25 protein-coding genes are annotated in these 19,750 nt (G+C 62.0%); 14 read left to right on the top strand and 11 right to left on the bottom strand.

The genetic code is table 11. The features are described from left to right. Window positions 1-24: 24 nt before the first annotated feature. Window positions 25-495: a transcription elongation factor GreA gene (gene greA / locus BMZ35_RS01650; RefSeq protein ID WP_093090270.1), complete on the bottom strand. Its 471-nt coding sequence runs from the start codon at window positions 493-495 to the stop codon at window positions 25-27. Between the two features lie 254 nt (window positions 496-749). On the opposite strand from greA, the gene BMZ35_RS01645 reads away from it, so the two are divergent. The 3 genes from BMZ35_RS01645 (at window position 750) to BMZ35_RS01635 (ending at window position 5,047) form a co-directional block, all read left to right on the top strand. Beyond that, entirely contained in the window at window positions 750-2,399 is a 1,650-nt protein-coding gene (locus BMZ35_RS01645; protein ID WP_093090268.1) for an electron transfer flavoprotein-ubiquinone oxidoreductase, read from the top strand. A 109-nt stretch (window positions 2,400-2,508) separates the two neighbouring features. Next, on the top strand, window positions 2,509-4,227 hold the full coding sequence (locus BMZ35_RS01640; protein WP_242654671.1) for a tetratricopeptide repeat protein: 1,719 nt from the start codon (window positions 2,509-2,511) through the stop codon (window positions 4,225-4,227). Beyond that, window positions 4,217-5,047 (top strand): 4-(cytidine 5'-diphospho)-2-C-methyl-D-erythritol kinase, encoded by an 831-nt coding sequence (locus BMZ35_RS01635; protein ID WP_093090266.1) that lies wholly within the window; start codon window positions 4,217-4,219, stop codon window positions 5,045-5,047. Before BMZ35_RS01640 ends, BMZ35_RS01635 begins: the two co-directional genes overlap by 11 nt. A 75-nt stretch (window positions 5,048-5,122) precedes the next feature. Here BMZ35_RS01635 and BMZ35_RS01630 read toward each other — a convergent pair whose 3' ends face one another. After that, entirely contained in the window at window positions 5,123-6,124 is a 1,002-nt protein-coding gene (locus tag BMZ35_RS01630) for a polyprenyl synthetase family protein (protein ID WP_093090264.1), read from the bottom strand. Between the two features lie 58 nt (window positions 6,125-6,182). Between BMZ35_RS01630 and BMZ35_RS01625 the strand changes: the two genes are divergently transcribed. From BMZ35_RS01625 to BMZ35_RS01615, 3 genes are all read left to right on the top strand, one after another. After that, entirely contained in the window at window positions 6,183-6,404 is a 222-nt protein-coding gene (locus tag BMZ35_RS01625; RefSeq protein ID WP_093092464.1) for a putative signal transducing protein, read from the top strand. After that, window positions 6,401-7,156 carry a tRNA1(Val) (adenine(37)-N6)-methyltransferase gene (locus BMZ35_RS01620; RefSeq protein WP_093090262.1) on the top strand — a complete coding sequence of 252 codons (756 nt, stop codon included), beginning with the start codon at window positions 6,401-6,403 and terminating at the stop codon, window positions 7,154-7,156. The genes BMZ35_RS01625 and BMZ35_RS01620 overlap by 4 nt, the downstream gene beginning before the upstream one ends. Before the next feature lie 165 nt (window positions 7,157-7,321). Beyond that, window positions 7,322-7,486: a YdcH family protein gene (locus BMZ35_RS01615; RefSeq protein WP_093090260.1), complete on the top strand. Its 165-nt coding sequence runs from the start codon at window positions 7,322-7,324 to the stop codon at window positions 7,484-7,486. Here BMZ35_RS01615 and yddG read toward each other — a convergent pair whose 3' ends face one another. Continuing rightward, a complete protein-coding gene (gene yddG / locus BMZ35_RS01610) occupies window positions 7,487-8,350 on the bottom strand; it encodes an aromatic amino acid exporter YddG (RefSeq protein WP_093090258.1) in 864 nt (287 codons plus the stop codon). Further along, entirely contained in the window at window positions 8,347-9,294 is a 948-nt protein-coding gene (locus BMZ35_RS01605; protein WP_093090256.1) for a transcriptional regulator GcvA, read from the bottom strand. Before BMZ35_RS01605 ends, yddG begins: the two co-directional genes overlap by 4 nt. A gap of 109 nt (window positions 9,295-9,403) precedes the next feature. On the opposite strand from BMZ35_RS01605, the gene BMZ35_RS20830 reads away from it, so the two are divergent. Beyond that, window positions 9,404-9,562, top strand: a complete 159-nt coding sequence (locus BMZ35_RS20830) for a hypothetical protein (protein WP_165609983.1) — start codon at window positions 9,404-9,406, stop codon at window positions 9,560-9,562. Window positions 9,563-9,701: 139 nt separating this feature from the next. On the opposite strand, the gene phbB is transcribed toward BMZ35_RS20830, so the two are convergent. From phbB to BMZ35_RS01585, 3 genes are all read right to left on the bottom strand, one after another. Further along, window positions 9,702-10,427 carry an acetoacetyl-CoA reductase gene (gene phbB, locus BMZ35_RS01595; RefSeq protein ID WP_093090252.1) on the bottom strand — a complete coding sequence of 242 codons (726 nt, stop codon included), beginning with the start codon at window positions 10,425-10,427 and terminating at the stop codon, window positions 9,702-9,704. 197 nt (window positions 10,428-10,624) lie between these two features. After that, window positions 10,625-11,800 (bottom strand): acetyl-CoA C-acetyltransferase, encoded by a 1,176-nt coding sequence (locus tag BMZ35_RS01590; protein WP_093090250.1) that lies wholly within the window; start codon window positions 11,798-11,800, stop codon window positions 10,625-10,627. A gap of 147 nt (window positions 11,801-11,947) precedes the next feature. Next, a complete protein-coding gene (locus BMZ35_RS01585; RefSeq protein ID WP_093090249.1) occupies window positions 11,948-12,799 on the bottom strand; it encodes an EAL domain-containing protein in 852 nt (283 codons plus the stop codon). A gap of 131 nt (window positions 12,800-12,930) precedes the next feature. Between BMZ35_RS01585 and BMZ35_RS01580 the strand changes: the two genes are divergently transcribed. Both BMZ35_RS01580 and BMZ35_RS01575 read left to right on the top strand, forming a co-directional pair. Then, a complete protein-coding gene (locus BMZ35_RS01580; RefSeq protein WP_093090247.1) occupies window positions 12,931-13,491 on the top strand; it encodes a DNA-3-methyladenine glycosylase I in 561 nt (186 codons plus the stop codon). Between the two features lie 26 nt (window positions 13,492-13,517). Beyond that, window positions 13,518-14,558, top strand: a complete 1,041-nt coding sequence (locus tag BMZ35_RS01575; RefSeq protein WP_093090245.1) for a hypothetical protein — start codon at window positions 13,518-13,520, stop codon at window positions 14,556-14,558. An 11-nt stretch (window positions 14,559-14,569) separates the two neighbouring features. On the opposite strand, the gene BMZ35_RS01570 is transcribed toward BMZ35_RS01575, so the two are convergent. From BMZ35_RS01570 to BMZ35_RS01555, 4 genes are all read right to left on the bottom strand, one after another. After that, window positions 14,570-15,499, bottom strand: coding sequence for a sterol desaturase family protein (locus tag BMZ35_RS01570; protein WP_093090243.1), 930 nt, complete (start codon window positions 15,497-15,499; stop codon window positions 14,570-14,572). Continuing rightward, complete coding sequence (locus BMZ35_RS01565) at window positions 15,496-15,885, bottom strand: hypothetical protein (protein WP_093090241.1); 390 nt, start codon at window positions 15,883-15,885, stop codon at window positions 15,496-15,498. The genes BMZ35_RS01570 and BMZ35_RS01565 overlap by 4 nt, the downstream gene beginning before the upstream one ends. A gap of 65 nt (window positions 15,886-15,950) precedes the next feature. Further along, a complete protein-coding gene (locus BMZ35_RS01560) occupies window positions 15,951-16,577 on the bottom strand; it encodes a DUF4189 domain-containing protein (protein ID WP_093090239.1) in 627 nt (208 codons plus the stop codon). Window positions 16,578-16,606: 29 nt separating this feature from the next. After that, window positions 16,607-17,209, bottom strand: a complete 603-nt coding sequence (locus tag BMZ35_RS01555) for a TlpA family protein disulfide reductase (RefSeq protein ID WP_242654670.1) — start codon at window positions 17,207-17,209, stop codon at window positions 16,607-16,609. A gap of 27 nt (window positions 17,210-17,236) precedes the next feature. Between BMZ35_RS01555 and argH the strand changes: the two genes are divergently transcribed. The 5 genes from argH to BMZ35_RS01535 all read left to right on the top strand — a co-directional run bounded on the left by argH (window position 17,237) and on the right by BMZ35_RS01535 (window position 19,725). After that, window positions 17,237-18,628: an argininosuccinate lyase gene (gene argH / locus BMZ35_RS01550; RefSeq protein WP_093090235.1), complete on the top strand. Its 1,392-nt coding sequence runs from the start codon at window positions 17,237-17,239 to the stop codon at window positions 18,626-18,628. Continuing rightward, window positions 18,625-18,849 (top strand): hypothetical protein, encoded by a 225-nt coding sequence (locus BMZ35_RS01545; RefSeq protein WP_093090233.1) that lies wholly within the window; start codon window positions 18,625-18,627, stop codon window positions 18,847-18,849. Before argH ends, BMZ35_RS01545 begins: the two co-directional genes overlap by 4 nt. Window positions 18,850-18,889: 40 nt before the next feature. Continuing rightward, complete coding sequence (locus BMZ35_RS20825; protein WP_165609982.1) at window positions 18,890-19,051, top strand: hypothetical protein; 162 nt, start codon at window positions 18,890-18,892, stop codon at window positions 19,049-19,051. Between the two features lie 91 nt (window positions 19,052-19,142). Further along, complete coding sequence (locus BMZ35_RS01540) at window positions 19,143-19,319, top strand: hypothetical protein (protein ID WP_242654669.1); 177 nt, start codon at window positions 19,143-19,145, stop codon at window positions 19,317-19,319. Between the two features lie 88 nt (window positions 19,320-19,407). Then, entirely contained in the window at window positions 19,408-19,725 is a 318-nt protein-coding gene (locus BMZ35_RS01535) for a DUF2834 domain-containing protein (RefSeq protein ID WP_093090231.1), read from the top strand. Window positions 19,726-19,750 lie beyond the last annotated feature (25 nt).

Genomic DNA, 19,750 nt, shown 5'->3' with positions numbered 1-19,750 from the left:
CAAAAGACCTTGACCAAAACCGTGTTATACAAAGGCGATAGAGAGCACCTCGTAGCTCTTTTCGCCACCGGGCGTGCGCACTTCGACGCTGTCGCCTTCTTCCTTGCCGATCAACGCCCGCGCAATGGGCGATTTGATGTTCAAAAGACCTTTTTCAACATTGGCTTCGTGTTCCCCCACGATTTGCCAAGTTTTTTCTTCGTCGGTGTCCTCGTCCACGAGGGTCACGGTCGCGCCGAACTTGATGGCGCCGGACAGGGTTGTGGGGTCGATCACCTCGGCCAGACCGATCACGCCTTCGAGTTCCTTGATGCGGCCTTCGATGAAGCCCTGCTTTTCGCGGGCGGAGTGGTATTCCGCGTTCTCTTTCAGGTCGCCAAGCTCGCGGGCAGAGGCGATGGCCTCGATGATCGCGGGGCGCTCAACTGACTTGAGATGCTTCAATTCTGCCTCGAGCGCCGCATAGCCGGCGCGGGTCATTGGTAGCTTTTCCATGGGTTTGGTCCCGTTGGTCCTTGGCCCCCGTTCAGGTCACGCGGGCGGGTCGTCATTTATGTCTTGGGGGCAGAGTGCCCCGAGCGCTCTTCCAAAAGCAAGAGACAGCCCGCATTGCAAGCGCAAATATGTCAAAACCCGATGCAAAAAAGCGATTTGTCGCCAAATATCGTAGGGTTCCGATTGACGTTTTGTTCCAGAACGGGCTAGCAGGTGCGAAAGAAAATTACGCAAGCGATGCGAGGAGGATTCCCATGTCGGAAATCGAACGCGAAGCCATGGAATATGATGTTGTCATCGTCGGGGCCGGGCCTGCCGGTCTGTCGGCGGCGATCCGGCTCAAGCAACTGGACGCGGACCTGAACGTCGTTGTGCTGGAGAAGGGCTCGGAAGTGGGCGCGCATATCCTGTCGGGCGCCGTGCTGGACCCCTGCGGGCTGGATGCTCTGATCCCGGACTGGAAGGAAAAGGGCGCGCCGCTCAATACCCCGGTCAAGGAAGACAAGTTCTACATGCTGGGCGAAGCGGGCGAAATCCGCATCCCCAACTTCCCGATGCCGCCGCTGATGAACAACCACGGCAACTATATCGTGTCGATGGGCAATGTCTGCCGCTGGATGGCAGAGCAGGCCGAAGAAATGGGCGTGGAAATTTTCCCGGGCATGGCCTGTTCCGAGCTGGTTTACGGCGAGAATGGCGAAGTGAAGGGCGTTGTCGCGGGCGTGTTCGGACTTGAGGAAGACGGGTCCTATGGGCCGAACACCGAGCCGGGCATGGAGCTGCATGGCAAATACGTGTTCCTGTCCGAAGGCGTGCGCGGGTCGCTGGCGAAAGAAGTGATCGCGAAATACGACCTGCAGGCCGGGAAAGAACCGCAGAAATTCGGCGTCGGCATGAAAGAAATCTGGGAGATCGACCCGGCCAAGCACAAGGAAGGGTCCGTGACCCACACGATGGGCTGGCCGCTGAATTCGAACGCGGGTGGCGGGTCGTTCATCTATCACTTGGAAAACAATCAGGTTTATGTCGGTTTCGTGGTGCACCTGAACTACAAGAACCCGCACCTGTTCCCGTACATGGAATTCCAGCGGTTCAAGCATCACCCGATGGTGGCCGACCTTCTGGAAGGCGGCAAGCGCGTGGCCTATGGCGCGCGCGCGATCACCGAGGGCGGCTATCAGTCGATGCCCAAGATGGTGGCGCCGGGTGTTGCGCTTTTGGGTTGTTCGGTGGGCATGGTCAACGTGCCGCGCATCAAGGGCAACCACAACGCGATGCTGTCGGGCAAGGCTGCGGCCGAGGCCGCCTATGACGCGATCAAGGCTGAGCGTTCGGGTGACGAGCTGACGTCTTACGAGGAAGAAGTGCGCAACGGTGCGATTGGCAAGGACCTCAAGAAGGTGCGCAACGTCAAGCCGATGTGGTCCAAGTGGGGCATGCTGCCGTCGCTGGCCCTGGGTGGTCTGGACATGTGGACCAACACGCTGGGCTTTTCGCTGTTTGGGACGCTGGGTCATGGCAAGAACGACGCCGAATCCACCGAAAGCGCGGACAAGCACAAACCGATCGACTATCCCAAACCGGATGGTAAGCTGTCGTTTGACCGCCTGACCAACGTGTCTTTTGCGATGACAAACCACGAGGAAAGCCAGCCCTGCCACCTGCGGCTTGGGGATGACAGTATTCCGCTCAAGGTCAACCTGCCGAAATACGCGGAACCGGCGCAGCGCTACTGCCCGGCGGGTGTGTATGAAGTGGTCGAGGAAGAAGGCAAGGACGCGCGCTTTGTCATCAACTTCCAGAACTGCGTGCACTGCAAGACCTGTGACATCAAGGATCCGAGCCAGAACATCACCTGGGTCACGCCGCAGGGTGGGGACGGTCCGAACTATCCCAACATGTGATCCCGGTCACATTTCATCACTTTCATGGGGCGGTCCTTGGGCCGCCCCATTGCGTGTTGGCGGGGGGGCGACTAGGCTTCCTGCAACTGTACGATCCGAGGAGCCTTGCGTGGCCAGTCAATTCATTCGTTCCGTGACCCTGTCGGCGCTTCTGGCGGCGGTCACTCTTCCGGTTCAGGCCCAGCAGCAGGACGGTTTGTCGGGGTCTTACCTAGCGGCGCGCCAGGCCAGCTATAGTGCGGATTTTGACGCGGCCGCCCGCTATTACAGTGCGGCCCTTGCCCGCGATCCGGGCAATCCGGTGCTTCTGGAAAACGCCGTTCTGGCCTTTTTGTCGCTGGGGCAGGTCGACCGGGCCATGCCGGTGGCGCGCAAGATGGTGGCAGACGGCCACAAGAGCCAGCTGGCGCATATGGTGCTTGCCGCCGGGCTGGTGCGGGATGGCGAATACACCGAATTGCTTGAGCGTCTGGACGAAGACGGCGGCGTCGGGCCGCTGGTCGACGGGCTGTTGGCGGCATGGGCAGAGATCGGGCGCGGAGACATGTCCAAGGCACTGGCCGCTTTTGACGATGTTTCCAAGAAGGCGGGTCTGGCCGGGTTCGCCGCCTATCACAAGGCGCTTGCGCTGGCCTCGGTCGGCGATTTCGAAGGCGCGGAAAAAATCTATGCCACGGGCGATCTGCAGGGCGCCCAGATGACCCGGCGCGGGATCATGGCCCAGTTGGAAATCCTGAGCCAGGTGGACAAGAGCGAAGAGGCGCTGGCGCGGCTGGACGAAGTGTTCGGCAGCGAGCTGGACCCCGACCTGCAAGAGATGCGCGACCGGCTGGCGGCGGGCGAGATGTTGCCCTTTACCCATGTCACCAACGCGAGCGATGGCGTGGCCGAGGTGTTCTTTTCCCTCGCCAGCGCCCTGCAGAACGAGGCCAACGCGGATTACACGCTGCTTTACACGCGGATCGCGGAATTCCTGCGCCCGGATCACACCGAGGCGCTTTTGCTGAGCGCGGAGTTGCTTGAAATGCTGGGGCAGCATGAGCTTGCCACGCAGGCGTTCAAGCGGGTGCCAGCCGATCACCCCTCCTTCCATGCCGCCGAACTGGGCCGGGCCGAGGCACTGCGGGCCTCGGGCAAGATCGAAACCGCGATCGAGGTGCTGGAACAACTGTCGCGCAGCCACGGGAACCTGCCCATCGTGCACACGGCGCTTGGTGACCTGTTGCGCCAGGAGCGCGACTTTGCCGGGGCGGTGCAGGCTTATGATGCGGCGCTGGCGCAATATGACGAAACCGAGCAGCGCCAGTGGTTCATTTATTACGCGCGCGGCATTTCGCATGAGCGTCTGGGCAATTGGGACAAGGCCGAGTCGGATTTCCGCAAGGCGCTGGACCTGAACCCGGAACAGCCGCAGGTGCTGAACTATCTGGGCTATTCCCTTGTGGAAAAACAGGAAAAGCTCGACGAGGCGCTGGACATGATCGAGCGCGCGGTCGCGGCGCGGCCCGACAGCGGCTATATCGTGGATTCGCTGGGCTGGGTTCTGTTCCGGCTGGGCCGCTATGAGGAAGCGGTTGATCATATGGAACGTGCGACCGAGCTGATGCCGGTGGACCCGGTGGTGAATGACCATCTGGGCGATGTCTACTGGGCGGTGGGGCGTCATTTGGAGGCCGAATTCCAGTGGCGTCGTGCGCTGAGCTTTGTTGATGAAGAAACCGCGGAAGAAGCCAAACCGGACCGCATCAGGCGCAAGCTCGAGGTCGGGCTGGACGTGGTGCTCGAAGAAGAGGGGGCGCCGCCCCTGAAGGTGGCTAATGACGGTTGAGGCCTTTGCCCCGGCCAAGATCAACCTGACCCTGCATGTGACCGGCCAGCGCGCGGATGGCTATCATCTGCTGGACTCTCTGGTGATGTTTGCTGATGTCGGGGATCGTCTGTGGGTCGAGGCGGCGGACCGAACCTCGCTGACCGTGAGCGGGCCGATGGCCGGGGGCGTGCCGACCGACCGGCGCAACCTGGTGTGGCAGGCGGCCGAGCTTCTGGGCGTGACCGCGAAGATCACCCTGGAAAAACACCTGCCCGCAGCGGCTGGGATCGGCGGCGGGTCGTCGGACGCGGCCGCAGTGGTGCGGGCGCTGACGACGCTTTACAACTTTCCCGTTCCCAGCGCGGCCGTGCTGGCCAATCTTGGGGCGGACGTGCCGGTCTGCATGCAGTCCGGCCTGACCCGCATGCGCGGTATCGGCGAACATGTGGACCCCATCGGAAACACGCCCAACTGGCCGATGATCCTTATCAACCCGCGTGTCGAGGTGCCGACCGGGCCGGTATTCCAGGCCCTGCCGCGCAAGGACAACCCGCCGATGCCCGCCATTCCGGCGGAATGGGATATCTCGTGGCTGGCCGCGCAACGCAATGATCTCGAAGCGCCCGCAATCGCGGCACAGCCGGTGATCGGCAAGGTGTTGCAGGAACTGCGCGAAAGCGACGGCTGCCTGCTGGCGCGCATGTCGGGATCGGGGGCGACCTGTTTCGCGATCTATGCCCATGACGACATGCGGGATCGCGCGCTGGGTCAGCTACGCCGCGATTGTCCAAAGTGGTGGACCCAGCCGACCGAAGCCTGCGGTGTCAAATGGCGCTGACCCGCCTCTTCATTTTGCAAGAAATACTCCGGGGGAGGCGCAGCTTGCTGCGGCGGGGGCAGCGCCCCCGATCCGTCAATTGAGCCGCGCGACCACGTAATCGGCGATATCACTGAGCAACCCGCGAATCTCGTGCTCGGGCAGGGTGGCGATGGCCGCCTTGGCCTTTTCCGCCCAGCCAAGCGCGTCTTGCCGCGTGGCGTCCAGCGTGCCGTATTTGCCCATCAGGTCCAGCGCATGCTCAAGGTCGCCGTCTTTCTGGCGGCCCTTTTCGATGGTGCGCACCCAGAAGGCGCGCTCTTCCTCGGTGGCCTGCGCCACCGCCTTGATCACCGGCAGGGTCAGCTTGCGCTCGCGGAAATCGTCGCCCACGTTCTTGCCCGTGGCCGAGGTGTCGCCCTGATAATCCAGAAGGTCGTCCGCAATCTGGAAGGCAATGCCAAGCGCATCGCCATAGTCAAACAGCGCCTGCACATGGGCCGGGTCCGCATCCGCGATCACGCCGCCGACCTCGGTCGCTGCCGAGAACAGTGCCGCCGTCTTGCCGCGCACCACCTGCAGGTAGATGCTTTCATCGGTACGCAGATCGGTGGCGGCGGTGAGTTGCAGCACTTCGCCTTCCGCGATCGTTGCCGAGGCATTCGACAGGATTCGCAGAACGTCGATCGAACCGGTTTCGGTCATCAACTGGAAGCTGCGGGAAAACAGGTAGTCGCCCACCAGAACCGAGGATTTGTTGTCCCAGAGGAGGTTGGCGGTGGGGCGGCCACGGCGCTGGGCGCTTTCGTCCACAACGTCGTCATGCAGGAGCGTGGCGGTGTGGATGAATTCGACCGTGGCGGCGAGGTGCACATGGTAGGGTCCGTCGTAGCCGCAGAGCCGCGCCGCGGCCAACGTCAGCATGGGCCGCAGACGCTTGCCGCCCGCGCCGACAAGATGGGCGGTGACCTCGGGAATGCGCGGGGCGTGTTCGGAGGCCATGCGCTCTTGGATCAGTGCATTCACGGCGTCCATTTCGTCGCGGAGCAACGCTGCGAGGGCCTCGTGTGGTTTGCTTGCGGCTGTGTCGAGACTCATGGTCAAGTTCCTGTCACAGGGGTCGACATTTGCCGGTCCCTGTCCTTACATCCCCGGTATGAAAGAGCTTCTGCGCAGCAACGATCCGACCATCATCGCCTTTGCCTCGGCCCTGCTTCGGGGAGAGGGTATAGACTGCTTTGAAATGGACGTAAATATGAGCATTCTCGAAGGGTCCATCGGGGTTTTTCCGCGACGGTTGATGGTGCGCGCCGACGACCTTGAGGCGGCCGAAGTGGTCATGAAGGACAATGGCATCGCTTTGGGGCGACCCCGGTGAGCGCGGCAGTCACGGAAAACGGTTATCTCGGGGGCAAGTTGCGGTTGCGCCAACCTGCGCGAGGCTATCGTGCGGGAGTCGACCCGGTGCTTCTGGCGGCATCTGTTCCGGCGATGCCCGGCCAGCGGGTGCTGGAGCTGGGCTGTGGGATCGGGACCGCGCTTTTCTGTCTTGGCACGCGCGTGGCTGGGCTGGAACTGACTGGGCTGGAGGTGCAGGCCGAGTATGCGGCGCTGGCCGAAGGCAATGCGGTGTCGAACGGGATCTCAGCCCGGATCATCGTCGGGGACCTCGCACGGATGCCGGATGCGCTGAAACAGGCGCAGTTTGATCATGTGATTGCCAACCCGCCCTATTTCGACCGCGCCGCCAGCACGGCCGCCCGAGACCCCGGGCGCGAATTGGCGATGGGTGAGGACACGCCCTTGGCGGCCTGGGTCGATGCGGCGGCGCGCCGTCTGGCGCCAAAGGGATACGCAAGCTTCATCCACCGCTCCGAGCGGCTACCGGATCTTCTGGGAGCCCTTCAGGGGCGGTTGGGATCGGTGAAGGTGCTGCCGTTGCAATCCCGGCAGGGGCGCGATGCGGGGCTGATCCTGTTGCGGGCGCGCAAGGGGGGCAGGGCGGCATTTCGCCTGCATGCGCCCGTGCTGATGCACGAGGGCACACGCCACGAACAGGACGGGGAAAGCTATACCCCGTTGCTGCGCGCGGTGCTGCGCGAGGGGGCGGAGCTGGCCTTTCCCGAGTGATTCGCTTGGGGTGTCAGTGGCGGGGCGTGCAACAGCCATGTGAACACCGCGGCAAAGATCGGCAATATTTCTCTCCTGTTACAATTTCGAGGCATTGGGCACGTGACAGGGCGTCGGAATTGTGCTGCAGTGATCGTGTTGTCGAAATATGAGAGGAGATTGACGATGAGCGTAAGTGCGCACCTGGAAGAACTGAAACGCAAGCACGAAGCCCTCTCGGACCAAGTTGAACAGGAACAGCGATCGCCCGGTTCCAGTGATTTCGAAATCGCTGAGCTGAAAAAGCAGAAACTGAAACTCAAGGAAGAGATCGCGCGCCTTTCGGCGTGATTATCCCCTCAGGCTGGCGCGCGCGGCAAGGATCGCGCCGCCGGTGATCAGAACGGTCGCAGCAGTCAACATCCAGCTTGGCTCTGCGACACCTACACCCACAAGCACCAGTGTCGACAAAAGCGGGGCCGCGTAGGATGCGGTGCCCAAAAGCTGAATGTCGCCCCGCTTGACCCCCACATCCCAGACATAGAAGGCCAGCCCCACCGGGCCGAGGCCAAGGGCGATGGCCGCGCCCCAGGCCAGCGGGGTTTGCGGCCAGATGGTTTCTTCGAGCGCGATGTGCATGAGGGCGGAGAGGAGTGCCGTGGCGACACAGAACACGGCGACGGTGGCCGTGGGCGCATCGCCAAGACGGCGTGACAGGACCGAGTAGCCCGACCATGTGAGTGCACAGGCCATTGCAAGGAGGTAGCCGGGCAGAGCGGCGAGATCGAAGCCCGCACCACCGCCGCCGATGATCAGGGCCGCACCCGCGAACCCGCAGAGCGCGCCGATCAGATGCCCGCGCCGCAGGGTTTCGCCGGGCAGCAGGCCCGAGAAGAGCACGATCAGCAGGGGCCAGAGATAGGCGATCAGCCCGGCTTCGGCCGCGGGCGCGAGGCGCAGGGCACTGAAATAGAGGGCGTGATAGCCGAAGAGCCCCAGCGTGCCAAAGGCGTAGACTTTCCAGCTGATGCGGCGCAGTTGGACGAAACCACCGGTGCGCGCCACCCAGATCAGGCCAATGGTCCCGCCGATGGTGAAGCAGATCGCGTTGAGCAGCAGCGGCGGCGTGGGCGCGGTGCCGACGGTAAAGAGCGCGAGCAGCGCCCAGAGCAGGACGGCGACAAAGCCGATCAGGGTGGCGCGGGAGCGGGTCATGCGGGGGGCACCTCTTCGACGGGAAGAATGTCGAGCGTTTCATGCACAGCAGCGGTTTTTTCGATCTCGGCCAGCATCCACGCGCGGAAGGCGGCGATCTGGGGGCGGGTTTCCGCGCCCTTGCGACAGAGAAATCGGAAATGCGCCTTGGTTTCAAGCGCACGTTTGTAGGGGGCAACGAGGCGACCTTCGTGGATGTCCTTGACCACCATGGCGCGCCGCCCGAGCACGATTCCGGCCCCGGCCAGCGCGGCATCGACCGCGTGGTCGGCCTGCGAAAAATGCGGGCCGTGGGTTGGGGTAAAGTCCATGCCAACGGCGCGAAACCATGTGGGCCAGTCACAGGGTGGGTCGAGAAAGTCGATCGAATCATCGAACATCAGGGGCGCATGGCGCAGACTTTCTGGGGTGGGGTATTGCGCGGCCAGTTCGGGTGTCATGACCGGGGTGATCCATTCATTGCGCAGCGGCATCGAGAACAGGCCCGGATCGGGGCCATAGCCGAAACGGATCGCCACGTCGACTTCATCCCGGTCGAAATCCATGATGCGCAGCGTTGCCGAAAAGCGCAGGTCCACTTCGGGATGGGCGCGGGCGAACTCGTAGAGCCGAGGTGCGAGCCATTTGGCGGTAAAGGCTGGTCCGGCGGTGACGTTGAGCGTGTTGGTGTCCTGAAGCCTGCGCGCGGCGCGCCACGCGGCTGTCAGGCTCTGGAAGCCTTCGGAGGTGCCGGGGGCAAGGGCGCGGCCGGCCTCGGTGAGTTTCACGGCACGGTTGAGACGCAGGAACAAGGGCTGGCCCAGATGTTCTTCGAGCGACTTGATCTGGAAGGAGAGTGCGGCTGGAGTTACGTTCAACTCATTCGCCGCCATGGCAAAAGACATGTGCCGCGCGGCGGCTTCAAAGGCGCGCAGGGCGGTCAGGGGGGGCAGGCGATCGGACATATCAGTTAAGTACAGTTTAACTGAAGCATTGAAAAGTCTCGTTTGTGACGGGGGAAGGTTAAATCCATATTGAGTGCAAGACATCACACACAGCCCCAAGGAGGCCACCATGATCGAAGTTGCATCAAATGCCCGCACCGCCCGCGCCTACCACGACGCACATGCCGCCCGGGGACAAGCGCTTGTTTCGGTTTTCAAGTGGCTGTTTGCACGCAAGGACGTTCCGCTGAGCCGTCAGGCCCTTACGGAACCTTCCCGCTGCGCCTGAGACACGGCACTTACGGGATGAAGAGGACCGCTTCGCGAGGGGGCGGTCCTTTTCGGTTCTGGACGGTCGCGTGCGGTTGACCCCCAAAAAAAGGCCGCCCCGGATGGAGCGGCCTTTCATTCATTTCGTTCAGATCGATTTAGCCGAAGAACTGTGCACCGTTGGCCGAGATGGTCGAGCCGTTGATGAAGCTGGCGTCGTCAGAGGCGAGGAAGGTCACGCAGCGCGCGATTTCTTCGGGCTCGCCCAAGCGACCGGCGGGGATCTGCGGGATGATGTTCTTGTCCAGAACTTCCTGCGGGATCGCGCGGACCATTTCGGTGCCGATGTAGCCGGGGCAGACGGCGTTGGCGGTGATGCCTGCGCGCGCGCCTTCCTGTGCCAGCGAACGCACGATGCCGATGTCACCCGCTTTGGTGGCGGCATAGTTGACCTGACCGGCCTGACCTTTTTGACCGTTCACCGACGAGATCACGATCACGCGGCCGAACTTGCGCTCGCGCATGCCGGGCCAGACCGGGCGCACGGTGTTGAATACGCCAGTCAGGTTGGTGTCGATGACCTTCTGCCACTGCTCGGGCTTCATCTTGTGGAAGAAACCGTCCCAGGTGATGCCAGCGTTGGCGACAACCACGTCGATCGGGCCGAGATCGGCCTCAACCTGTGCGATACCGGCTTCGGAGGCTTCGTAGCTGCCCACGTCCCACTTGTAGGTCTTGATGCCGGTTTCTTCGGTGAAGGCGGCGGCGGCTTCGTCGTTGCCCGCGTAAGATGCGGCGACGTTGTAACCTTCGGCCTTCAGGGCTTTGGAAATGGCTGCGCCGATACCGCGCGATCCGCCGGTGACGAGTGCTGTTCGTGCCATGGGTGTCCTCCAATTTGGCTTTATGCGTTGGTAACTCTGTTACGCATTTAAATGCTGCTGCGCAACAAAGTTGCGCGTGTAAATTGCCGCAGGGCAGATTTTTTCGTTCTGCTGGCGGGGCGGCTGCCCGAATTCAAAAAACCAGGGGCGCGGTTCGCGCGCCCCTTTCGTTGTTTTCAGCCTGCAGGGAACGCAAATCAGGGACGCTCGAGGCACATGGCCACGCCCATGCCGCCACCGATGCAGAGAGTGGCGAGACCCTTCTTGGCATCGCGGCGCTTCATCTCGAACAGCAGGGTGTTGAGGATACGCGCGCCCGAAGCCCCGATCGGGTGACCGATGGCGATGGCGCCGCCGTTCACGTTCACGATCGACGGATCCCAGCCCATGTCCTTGTTCACGGCGCAGGCCTGTGCGGCGAAGGCTTCGTTGGCTTCCACCAGATCGAGATCGTCCACCGACCAACCGGCCTTGTCCAGCGCTTTGCGCGACGCATAAATCGGGCCAACACCCATGATCGACGGGTCGAGACCGGCGGTGGCATAGGATGCGATGCGCGCGAGCGGTTCGATCCCGCGCTTTTCGGCTTCGTCGGCGGTCATCAGCAGGGCACCGGCAGCGCCGTCGTTCAGGCCCGAAGCGTTGGCCGCCGTAACCGAGCCGTCCTTGGTGAAGGCCGGGCGCAGTTTCTGCATGGCTTCCATGGTGGCGCCGTGACGGATGTATTCGTCAGCGTCGACCATGATGTCACCCTTGCGGGTTTTGACGGTGAAGGGGGTGATCTCGTCAGCGAATTTGCCTGCTTTTTGAGCAGCTTCCGCCTTGTTCTGTGACCCGACGGCGAATTCGTCCTGCTGATCGCGGCTGATCTGCCACTGTTCGGCGACGTTTTCCGCGGTCTGGCCCATGTGGTAGCCGTTGAACGCGTCCCACAGGCCGTCACGGATCATGGTGTCGATGTATTTCACGTCACCCATCTTGGTGCCCGCGCGCAGGTAGGCGACATGGGGGCTCAGGGTCATGTTTTCCTGGCCACCGGCGGCCACGATGGCGGCATCGCCCAGCTGGATGTGCTGTGCGGCCAGCGCAACGGCGCGCAGACCCGACCCACAGACCTGGTTGATGCCCCAGGCGGCGGCTTCCTTGGCGAAACCGGCATTGATGTGTGCCTGACGCGCGGGGTTCTGGCCCTGACCAGCGGTCAGCACCTGACCAAGAATGGTTTCGGACACTTCCGACGGATCGACGCCAGCGCGCTCGACGAGGGCCTTCAGGACAGTGGCGCCCAGATCATGTGCCGGGGTATTGGCGAAAGAGCCGCTGAAGCTGCCGACAGCGGTCCGTGCTGCGGAAGCGATCACTACGTTGGTCATATTTGTTTCCTCTACCAAATGACTGGGCGAAGCCTGCCCCAGCGTCAGGTACCGGGGAGAGTGGCTTCGGTATCCGGAATGTCAATAACGGATTTGCCGCAATGCGGCAACGGACAGTCTGTCTCAGATAGCTGGCAAAGGACCTACTTAGCCGCGCGCCTGCCTGACGGCGGCTTTCCGGACCCATGGGGGGGACACGGTCGGGGCGCCGAAAGCAAAGCCCTGCAACGCGTCAAAACCCAGTTCCCCCAGAACGCGGGCATCGGCGGGAGATTCCACGCGGCTGGCGATGGACATCATGTCGAACTTGTGGGCAATGGCGGCGACCGCGCTGGCCAGAACCTGATTGGCGCGGTTGGTGCAGATGTCGCGGCTGAAACTGCCGTCAAGCTTGATGAAGTCAAAGTCGAAATCGCGGAATACCCGCAACGAGGTCATGCCCGCGCCATAGTCATCCAAGGCAAAGCTGACATTGCGGGCGCGCATGTCGGTCATGAAATTCTGCACGATGTCAGGCACCTGGTTGACCGAGGTTTCGGAAATCTCAAGGATCAGCCGGTCGCCCAGATCGGCGTTTCCGCCCACCGTGCGGCGCAGGACATCGCCCCAGGGACCATAGCCGATCGAGCGCGCGGACATGTTGATCGACAGGCGGAGGTTCGGCTGGTCGGCGAGGGTTTCAAGCCCGAGTTCGAGGGCAAGGCAATCCAGTTGTCGCCCCAGTTCGGTGGTTTCGACGGCGGACATGAAATCCTTGGCAGGGATAATGCGGCCGGTGTCGTCCAGCACCCGGATCAAGCCTTCGTAAAAGGCGGGGCGGTCGGTGTCGCGGGTGCTGACGATGGGTTGAAAGGCCAGCATGACCTGTTTGTGGCGGATTGCCGCCGTCACCATGTCGAGCGCGCCCTGGTCCCGCGCGGAGACGGCATATTCCAGCGCGTTTCGTTCGGCGCGCGTGGTCTTGCCCTTGCGGGGTTTGTTTTTCTTTTGACCAATCATCGTGCTACCCGTCAGGTTTGAAGGAATTGCCGCCAGAATGATGCCGAAATCATGAAGGGGGGCTTAAGGGGACAATTGTCCTCAATTTATCTGCGTCGGGCATTTTCATCGACGCACACGGGAGGCACAGGATGGGCGAAAGATGTGGCTGGGCCGGAAGCGAGCCGATCTATCAGACGTATCACGACACAGAATGGGGCGTGCCGGAATATGACGGGCGTGCGCTTTGGGAAAAGCTGATCCTTGACGGGTTTCAGGCGGGGTTGAGCTGGATCACGATCCTTAAAAAGCGTGACAATTTTCGCGCGGCTTTTCAAGGGTTTGACCCGGATGTGATTGCGAACTGGGGAGAGGTGGATGTGGAACGTCTGTTGCAGGACACGGGCATCATTCGGCATCGGGGCAAGATCGAGGCCACCATCGGCAATGCCCGTGCCTTTCAGGAGATCGAGGCCGGTGAAGGGTTCAGTCACTTCGTGTGGAAATACGTGGATCATGCGCCCTTGCAAAACAGCTGGGCGCGGCTTGAAGACGTGCCGGCCCATACCGATTTATCGAAACAAGTTTCGAAAGATTTGAAGAAAGCAGGGTTTCGGTTCTGTGGCCCGACGATCGTTTATGCGTGGATGCAGGCCTGCGGGGTGGTCAATGATCACGTCGTGACCTGTCCGCGTCACGCGGATTTGTCCTAGTCGCGGCTCAAGTAGTGAGGGGCGATATGATCAGGGTGTTGGTGACGGTCCTTGGGGCGACATTGGCGGCAAGCGGCGTGGCGCTGGCCTGCGGTTTTCACGGCTATGTACCCGAGGAAACCGCCGTCGACCGGCTCTTGGCCAGCGACCGAGTGGTTCTGGCACGGCCCTCGGCGGAAAACCCGTTTCGCTATGAGGCGCAAACGATCCTTCGCGGCTCCGTGACGACGGTGGACATCCCGCACCTAGTGGATTCGGGGACGCGGCGCATGTTGAGGTCCAATCCCGATCACGCGGTTCTCTTTGCAAGGGATGGGGCGAACGGGACGTGGCAGCGGGTCGCCTACCTTGATCCGGGATTCGATGCGGTGATGGACGCGGTTCTGGCGCGGCTGGATGAGTGGCGGCTTGGGGGGGATTGGGAACGGTACCAGTTTTTTGCCAACCTGCTTGGGCATCCGCATCCGGCGGTGGCGCAGCTGGCGCTGGGAGAGCTGGACCGGGCGCCGTATCCGGTGTTGGTGGGGTTGAACCTGACACCGGATGCCGATCGGCTGTTGCAGGGGATCAATGCACCCGAGAATCGGGGAAGCCTGCCAATCCGCGTATTGTTGCTCGGATTGAGTGATGCGAAAGCGGCACGCGCATTTCTGCGGCGGCAATTCCAGGAGGGGCGTGCGCCGCGGGGTGTTGTGGCAGGCGCCTATGGCGTGGCCCTGATCGAAAGTGTCGGATTGGACGGGGTGACCCGCGTGGCGTCCGCCTTGCAGGCGTCAAGAGATCCCGTTTTGCGTGAAAGTCTCATGGAGGCGCTTGCGATGCAGGCCGAAGCGGGCGAGGGGCCGCTTGTCGATGAGATACGTGCACGGGTTGGCGTGCTTTTGGCGAACGATCCCGATCTGGCGCTGATCGTGGCGCGGCATTTCGGGCGGCGGGCCGACTGGTCACAGATCGACATCCTGGATCGGCTGATGTCTTCGGGTTCCATCGACGATCCCGAGACACGATACGAGGTGGATCAATACCTGCGGGCCGCCACAGAAGCGCTGTTCTGGGAGAACAACTGAGCAAATTTGTCCTAGCTGAATCCCGGTGTGCCGCGATCTTCCGGGTGATGGGCAAGATGGCTGGCCTTGATCTGGTCCGATGTTTCACGGCTTTGGTCATGGCTCCAGCCCGGCGGTGCGACGGCATACATCAGCCGTTCGCGCAAGGTGAGGCCGCTTTGGGACATGTCCTTGAAAATGCCGATCCATTCGTGAAAGGCGACGCGCAGGGGATTGAAGGTGCCAAGGTTGTGCACGAGGCCGTAGTCGACCTTTTCGTCGTCCTGTTCGGGAACAAAGGTGCCGAACATCTTGTCCCAGATGATGAACACCCCGGCATAGTTGCAGTCGAGGTAGCGCGCGTTGCGCCCGTGATGGACGCGGTGGTGGCTGGGGGTGTTCATGATGGATTCGAACCAGCGGGGCAGTTTGTGGATGGCCTCGGTGTGAATCCAGAACTGGTAGATCAGGTTGAGCCCGCCACAGAACAGCACCATGGCGGGGTGAAAGCCAAGGAGGATCAGCGGCGCGCGCACGATCATCATGAAGGTGAAGGTGCCGGTCCATGTCTGGCGCAGGGCCGTGGTGAGATTGTAGTGCTGGGAGGAATGGTGGTTCACGTGGCTGGCCCAGACCCAGCGGATACGGTGGCCAAAGCGGTGCACCCAGTAATAGCGCAGGTCATCCAGCACGAAGCAGAGCACCACCACCCATACGCTTGTGCCGAGATCCAAAGGCGTGATCTGCCAGAGCAGCATGAAGAAGCCCCAGGCGATGAAGCCCAGAAGGATGCCCGAGGCGACGTTGCCCGCGCCCATGATCAGCGAGGTCAGCGCGTCACGCGTCTCATAACGTCCGCCCCGTCCCTTGACCACGATCCAGACCAGTTCGAGCAGGATCGCCACGATGAAGAAGGGGACGGCATAATTTACGACGTCCGGGTAGGTCAGTTGATCTGTCATGCGGTTCTCATCAAATCGCGCCATTTCTGGCGGTCGGCATCGGGAAGGGAGATGCGCGCGTGTGGGGCGCCGACATCGTGAAAATCGACACGCAGACCGTTTTTGGTAACGCTGAGGTCAGAGCCGCTCAGCGGGCGGGAGACGGTGTCGGCACCAAGGCACCAGACAAGGCCCGGTCCGGCCTGTGTCGTGATCAGAGCGGCGCGCTGATCGGCGGAAAGGGTGATGTCGGTTGGAAGCTCGTAGGGGAATTCGCGCAGCCAGGCAGCGCGGGCATCTTCGGCATCACGCAGTCGGCGCGGGCTGGTCAGCCCGAGCAGGTGCAGGATCACCGCGATCCCGGAAATACCCCCAACAACGAGGATCAGCAAAATCTCCAAAGGCATGCGCCCGTCCTCCCTGCGGCATATTCAATCGCAGGGGCTGGCGGGTTGTCAAAGGTGGCGTGGGGTCAGCCGGAGCGGTGCACGACGCGGCAGACATGCTGGGGCGAGGAGGCGAGCACCCCCTGAAGATGCTTTGGTGTATTGCGCAACAGCTTGCGCGCGGATTTGGTACAACGTTTCAAAGCCTCGCGGTCGGCGGACGCGCGGGAATGTTCGGCCCATGAATAGCCGATCGCGCCGTTGTCGGACATGGCAAAGGCGCCATAACGCTCTACATCCTGAAGCCGGGTGTATTCGCGGAAATCCTGATTTCCGCTGCGCGACAGGGTGAGGCCGGATTCGCTGGGATCATAATGTTTGGGCAGCACACGGGCATAAAGGATGCAGTCCTCGGGTTCGCTTGATTTTGTCGCGCAGGAAGTGCGGGCGTGGGCTTCGGCTGTCTCGATATTGGCGGCATCCCAGTAGGACCCCGCAACATTTTCGGACAGGTTTGCGAAAAAGGCGCCGTAAAAGCGTCCCTTGCGTCTGAACTGTTTGAATTCGCGCCGTGCGTCGGCCTTGAGGGGGGCGTCATGCAGCTGCTGCAGGCGAGAGCGTTTCTTCTCGACATTGATATCCTGGGCCTGCAGGGCAGGTGCGGATACAAGTGCGGCAATCACAAGGACCACGGATGCAAGGCGGGTCTTCATCGGCAGTCTTTCACGGGGGCGCCACGTGCCTATTGCGCCGCGGTCTTTTCAATTACGGCCGAGATGATAGCACGGGCATTTTCGCTCGACCAGTCCGCATCTCCTTGAAGTCGCGCGATTTCCTGCCCTTCTCGGTCAATCAGAACGGTTGCCGGAAGCCCCAGAACGGCCATGTCACGCGCGAGAATCTGCTTTGGATCGCGGTGGAGCGGCAGGTTGTCGACGCCAATTTCTTCGAAGAACTTTTTCATTGCGGGCACCATGTTGCGCCCGGTGGCCAGCGTCACGACTTCGAAGTCGTCACCGCCCAGCTCGCTTTGCAATTCCGACAGCATTGGCATTTCGTGGCGGCACGGCGCGCACCACGTGGCCCAGAAATTGAGCAAGACAACCTTGCCCTTGTAGGCGGCGAGGGTCGACTCGCCCCCGTCCTCGGTGATGAACGCCTTGTCAGAGATGGCGCGCGGCGTGGAATGGAAGTTGAGCTTGCGCATATCACCATCACGCATTTCGGCAATCGCCGCCGTATCCAGCGATGCCCCGGCGGTGGCGGGGTTTTTCACGGCGACAAAGGTGACAGCTGCAATTGCGATTGCGGCCAGCCCCGTATAAACCAGCGCGGACTTCGACATTCTTACTTTCCCTCCGAAGGGCATATCATGACCAAAGACACCTCGAACCAGATGTGGGGCGGCCGCTTTGCCGCCGGACCGGATGCAATCATGGAGGCAATCAATGCCTCGATCGGGTTCGATCAGCGGATGGCGGCACAGGACATTGCCGGTTCAAGGGCCCACGCGGCGATGCTCGCCAAAGCAGGCATCCTGACAGATAGCGATGCCGAGGCCATTCGGGAAGGGCTTCTCACGGTGTTGTCAGAGATTGACGCCGGGACGTTCGCGTTTTCCACCGCGCTGGAAGATATCCACATGAACGTGGAGGCGCGGCTGAAGGAGATCATCGGTGAGCCCGCAGGGCGTCTGCACACAGGGCGTTCGCGCAACGACCAGGTGGCGACCGATTTCAAACTCTGGGTGCGGGATCAGATCGATGCGGCGATCTCGGGGCTGGAGGCGCTGATCCGTGCGCTTTTGGTGCAGGCCGAAGCGGGTGCGGAGTGGGTTATGCCGGGTTTCACCCATCTGCAGACCGCGCAGCCGGTGACATGGGGACATCATATGATGGCCTATGTCGAAATGTTCGGGCGGGACCGGTCGCGTTTCCAGGACGCACGCAAGCGGATGAACGAATCGCCGCTTGGCGCGGCGGCTCTGGCGGGGACATCTTTCCCGATTGATCGTCACATGACCGCAGAGGCGCTGGGCTTTGATCGTCCGGCGGCCAATTCGCTTGATGCTGTGTCGGACCGCGACTTTGCGCTTGAGTTCCTTGCCGCAGCGTCGATCTGTGCGATGCACCTGTCGCGCTTTGCCGAAGAGCTGGTGATCTGGTCCTCGGCGCAATTCCGTTTTGTCACCCTGTCGGATCGGTTCTCGACCGGCTCGTCGATCATGCCGCAGAAGAAGAACCCGGATGCGGCCGAGCTGATCCGCGCCAAGATCGGGCGGATCTTCGGGGCGAATACCGCGCTGTTGATGGTGATGAAGGGGCTGCCGCTGGCCTATTCCAAGGACATGCAGGAAGACAAGGAACAGGTGTTTGACGCGGCCGACAACCTGATGCTGGCGCTGGCGGCAATGGAAGGCATGGTCAAGGACATGAGCGCCAACCGCGAGAGCCTTGAAGCGGCGGCGGGCAGCGGGTTTTCGACCGCCACCGATCTTGCCGACTGGCTGGTGCGGGCGCTCAACATGCCGTTCCGCGATGCGCATCACGTGACGGGCACGCTGGTGGCCATGGCCGAGGCACGTGGATGTGATTTGCCGGATCTGACACTGGCCGATATGCAGGAGGTGCACGCGGCTATCACCGAGGACGTTTTTGGCGTGCTGGGTGTGCATAATTCGGTCGCGTCGCGCATGTCGTATGGCGGCACCGCGCCGGATCAGGTTCGCGCGCAGGTGACCCGTTGGAAGGATTTGATGGAATGAGAATTCTGTGCGCCTTTGCATTGGTTGCCAGCGTGGCGGCCTGCAACACGACCACCACGTCGACCGCGCCCAGCCCGGCGCCCGCTTCGGGGACCGGGGTGACGGTGTCGGGCGATGTCACGGTGGGCGTGCGCTCCGGGCCCAGCTATTCGTCCCATAGTGGCTATGCAACGCCGCACGGGGGCTGCAATGGTGGCGCGCATTGTGGATATGGGCGCTGACGGGGGCGGTCCCGTGCGGCCAAATTGAGTGAGTGATGAAATGAGACTGGCTGTTTTGCTTTCCGTGATGGTCGCGTTGGGGGCTTGTGTCAGCAGTACGGGCGGTACACCCTATGGCAACACGTCCAAGACCGGCAACCTTGGCTATGCGACACCGGTGGGTGGCTGCAATGGTGGCGCGGAATGTGGCCGGGGCCGCTAAGGCGCTGTTTTGCAAAATCTGTTACGGGGCGGTATGATGGCCCTCTGCTTTTTGGGGGATCCAGGTCGTGTTGCGAGTCGTCTTTTTGTGTGTGAGTGGGTTGACCCTTGCCGGGTGTGGCGTTGACGGAGAGCCGTGGACGCCCACGATGGGGGCCAATATCGGGATCAGTCCGAGCGGGGTTTACACGTCGAGCCATGTCGGCGCGTCAAATGGCCCGATCAGCATCACGATTGGCGGTGGCTGCGGGTATGGCCGCTGCTGGTAGCGCGCCGCCTTGCGCAATCAAAGCTTGATCCGGGTTGGCGGTGTCTGCGTATTCTGACGACTGAGGCAGACACATGCGGAGCTCAAACATGTCCCCTTTGAGATTGGTTTTCCTGGGCCTGGCTATCTGGGGTGCGGTGCACCCGATGAGTTACTTTGTGCCGTGGCTGATGGAAAACGGTGTCGATCTTTCCGCGCTGGTGGCGGCATGGAAAGTGAGTGCGGCGACGACAGGGCTCTATTGGGATCTGGTCATTGCCGCTGTCGCGCTGACGATCTGGATAGTCGCGGAAGTGGCGGTGCGGCGCAATTGGGTGGCGTTGATTGCGATTCCCGCGACATTCCTGATCGGGGTGAGTTGTGGTCTGCCTCTTTACCTGTTCCTGCGCGCCAAGCCAGTGAGGTAAGAGGGGGCCAGCCCCCTCGGTTTGA

Source organism: Shimia aestuarii, assembly GCF_900114635.1.
GTDB classification, from domain to species: domain Bacteria; phylum Pseudomonadota; class Alphaproteobacteria; order Rhodobacterales; family Rhodobacteraceae; genus Shimia; species Shimia aestuarii.
The sequence above is the reverse complement of the archived record's forward strand: the minus strand, read 5'-3'. Positions and strand labels throughout refer to the sequence as shown.

Bases quoted from the DNA above. Each gene is read 5' to 3' on its own strand.
- argH (WP_093090235.1), top strand. From the start codon at position 17,237: ATGACCAAAGACACCTCGAACCAGATGTGGGGCGGCCGCTTTGCCGCC.
- BMZ35_RS01630 (WP_093090264.1), bottom strand. From the start codon at position 6,124: ATGAGTCTCGACACAGCCGCAAGCAAACCACACGAGGCCCTCGCAGCG.
- BMZ35_RS01605 (WP_093090256.1), bottom strand. From the start codon at position 9,294: ATGTCCGATCGCCTGCCCCCCCTGACCGCCCTGCGCGCCTTTGAAGCC.
- BMZ35_RS01590 (WP_093090250.1), bottom strand. From the start codon at position 11,800: ATGACCAACGTAGTGATCGCTTCCGCAGCACGGACCGCTGTCGGCAGC.
- BMZ35_RS01625 (WP_093092464.1), top strand. From the start codon at position 6,183: ATGAAAGAGCTTCTGCGCAGCAACGATCCGACCATCATCGCCTTTGCC.
- BMZ35_RS01645 (WP_093090268.1), top strand. From the start codon at position 750: ATGTCGGAAATCGAACGCGAAGCCATGGAATATGATGTTGTCATCGTC.
- BMZ35_RS01560 (WP_093090239.1), bottom strand. From the start codon at position 16,577: ATGAAGACCCGCCTTGCATCCGTGGTCCTTGTGATTGCCGCACTTGTA.
- BMZ35_RS01585 (WP_093090249.1), bottom strand. From the start codon at position 12,799: ATGATTGGTCAAAAGAAAAACAAACCCCGCAAGGGCAAGACCACGCGC.
- BMZ35_RS01555 (WP_242654670.1), bottom strand. From the start codon at position 17,209: ATGTCGAAGTCCGCGCTGGTTTATACGGGGCTGGCCGCAATCGCAATT.
- BMZ35_RS01535 (WP_093090231.1), top strand. From the start codon at position 19,408: ATGTCCCCTTTGAGATTGGTTTTCCTGGGCCTGGCTATCTGGGGTGCG.
- BMZ35_RS01575 (WP_093090245.1), top strand. From the start codon at position 13,518: ATGATCAGGGTGTTGGTGACGGTCCTTGGGGCGACATTGGCGGCAAGC.
- phbB (WP_093090252.1), bottom strand. From the start codon at position 10,427: ATGGCACGAACAGCACTCGTCACCGGCGGATCGCGCGGTATCGGCGCA.
- BMZ35_RS01545 (WP_093090233.1), top strand. From the start codon at position 18,625: ATGAGAATTCTGTGCGCCTTTGCATTGGTTGCCAGCGTGGCGGCCTGC.
- BMZ35_RS01565 (WP_093090241.1), bottom strand. From the start codon at position 15,885: ATGCCTTTGGAGATTTTGCTGATCCTCGTTGTTGGGGGTATTTCCGGG.
- BMZ35_RS01635 (WP_093090266.1), top strand. From the start codon at position 4,217: ATGACGGTTGAGGCCTTTGCCCCGGCCAAGATCAACCTGACCCTGCAT.
- BMZ35_RS01570 (WP_093090243.1), bottom strand. From the start codon at position 15,499: ATGACAGATCAACTGACCTACCCGGACGTCGTAAATTATGCCGTCCCC.
- BMZ35_RS01580 (WP_093090247.1), top strand. From the start codon at position 12,931: ATGGGCGAAAGATGTGGCTGGGCCGGAAGCGAGCCGATCTATCAGACG.
- BMZ35_RS20825 (WP_165609982.1), top strand. From the start codon at position 18,890: ATGAGACTGGCTGTTTTGCTTTCCGTGATGGTCGCGTTGGGGGCTTGT.
- yddG (WP_093090258.1), bottom strand. From the start codon at position 8,350: ATGACCCGCTCCCGCGCCACCCTGATCGGCTTTGTCGCCGTCCTGCTC.
- BMZ35_RS01615 (WP_093090260.1), top strand. From the start codon at position 7,322: ATGAGCGTAAGTGCGCACCTGGAAGAACTGAAACGCAAGCACGAAGCC.
- BMZ35_RS20830 (WP_165609983.1), top strand. From the start codon at position 9,404: ATGATCGAAGTTGCATCAAATGCCCGCACCGCCCGCGCCTACCACGAC.
- greA (WP_093090270.1), bottom strand. From the start codon at position 495: ATGGAAAAGCTACCAATGACCCGCGCCGGCTATGCGGCGCTCGAGGCA.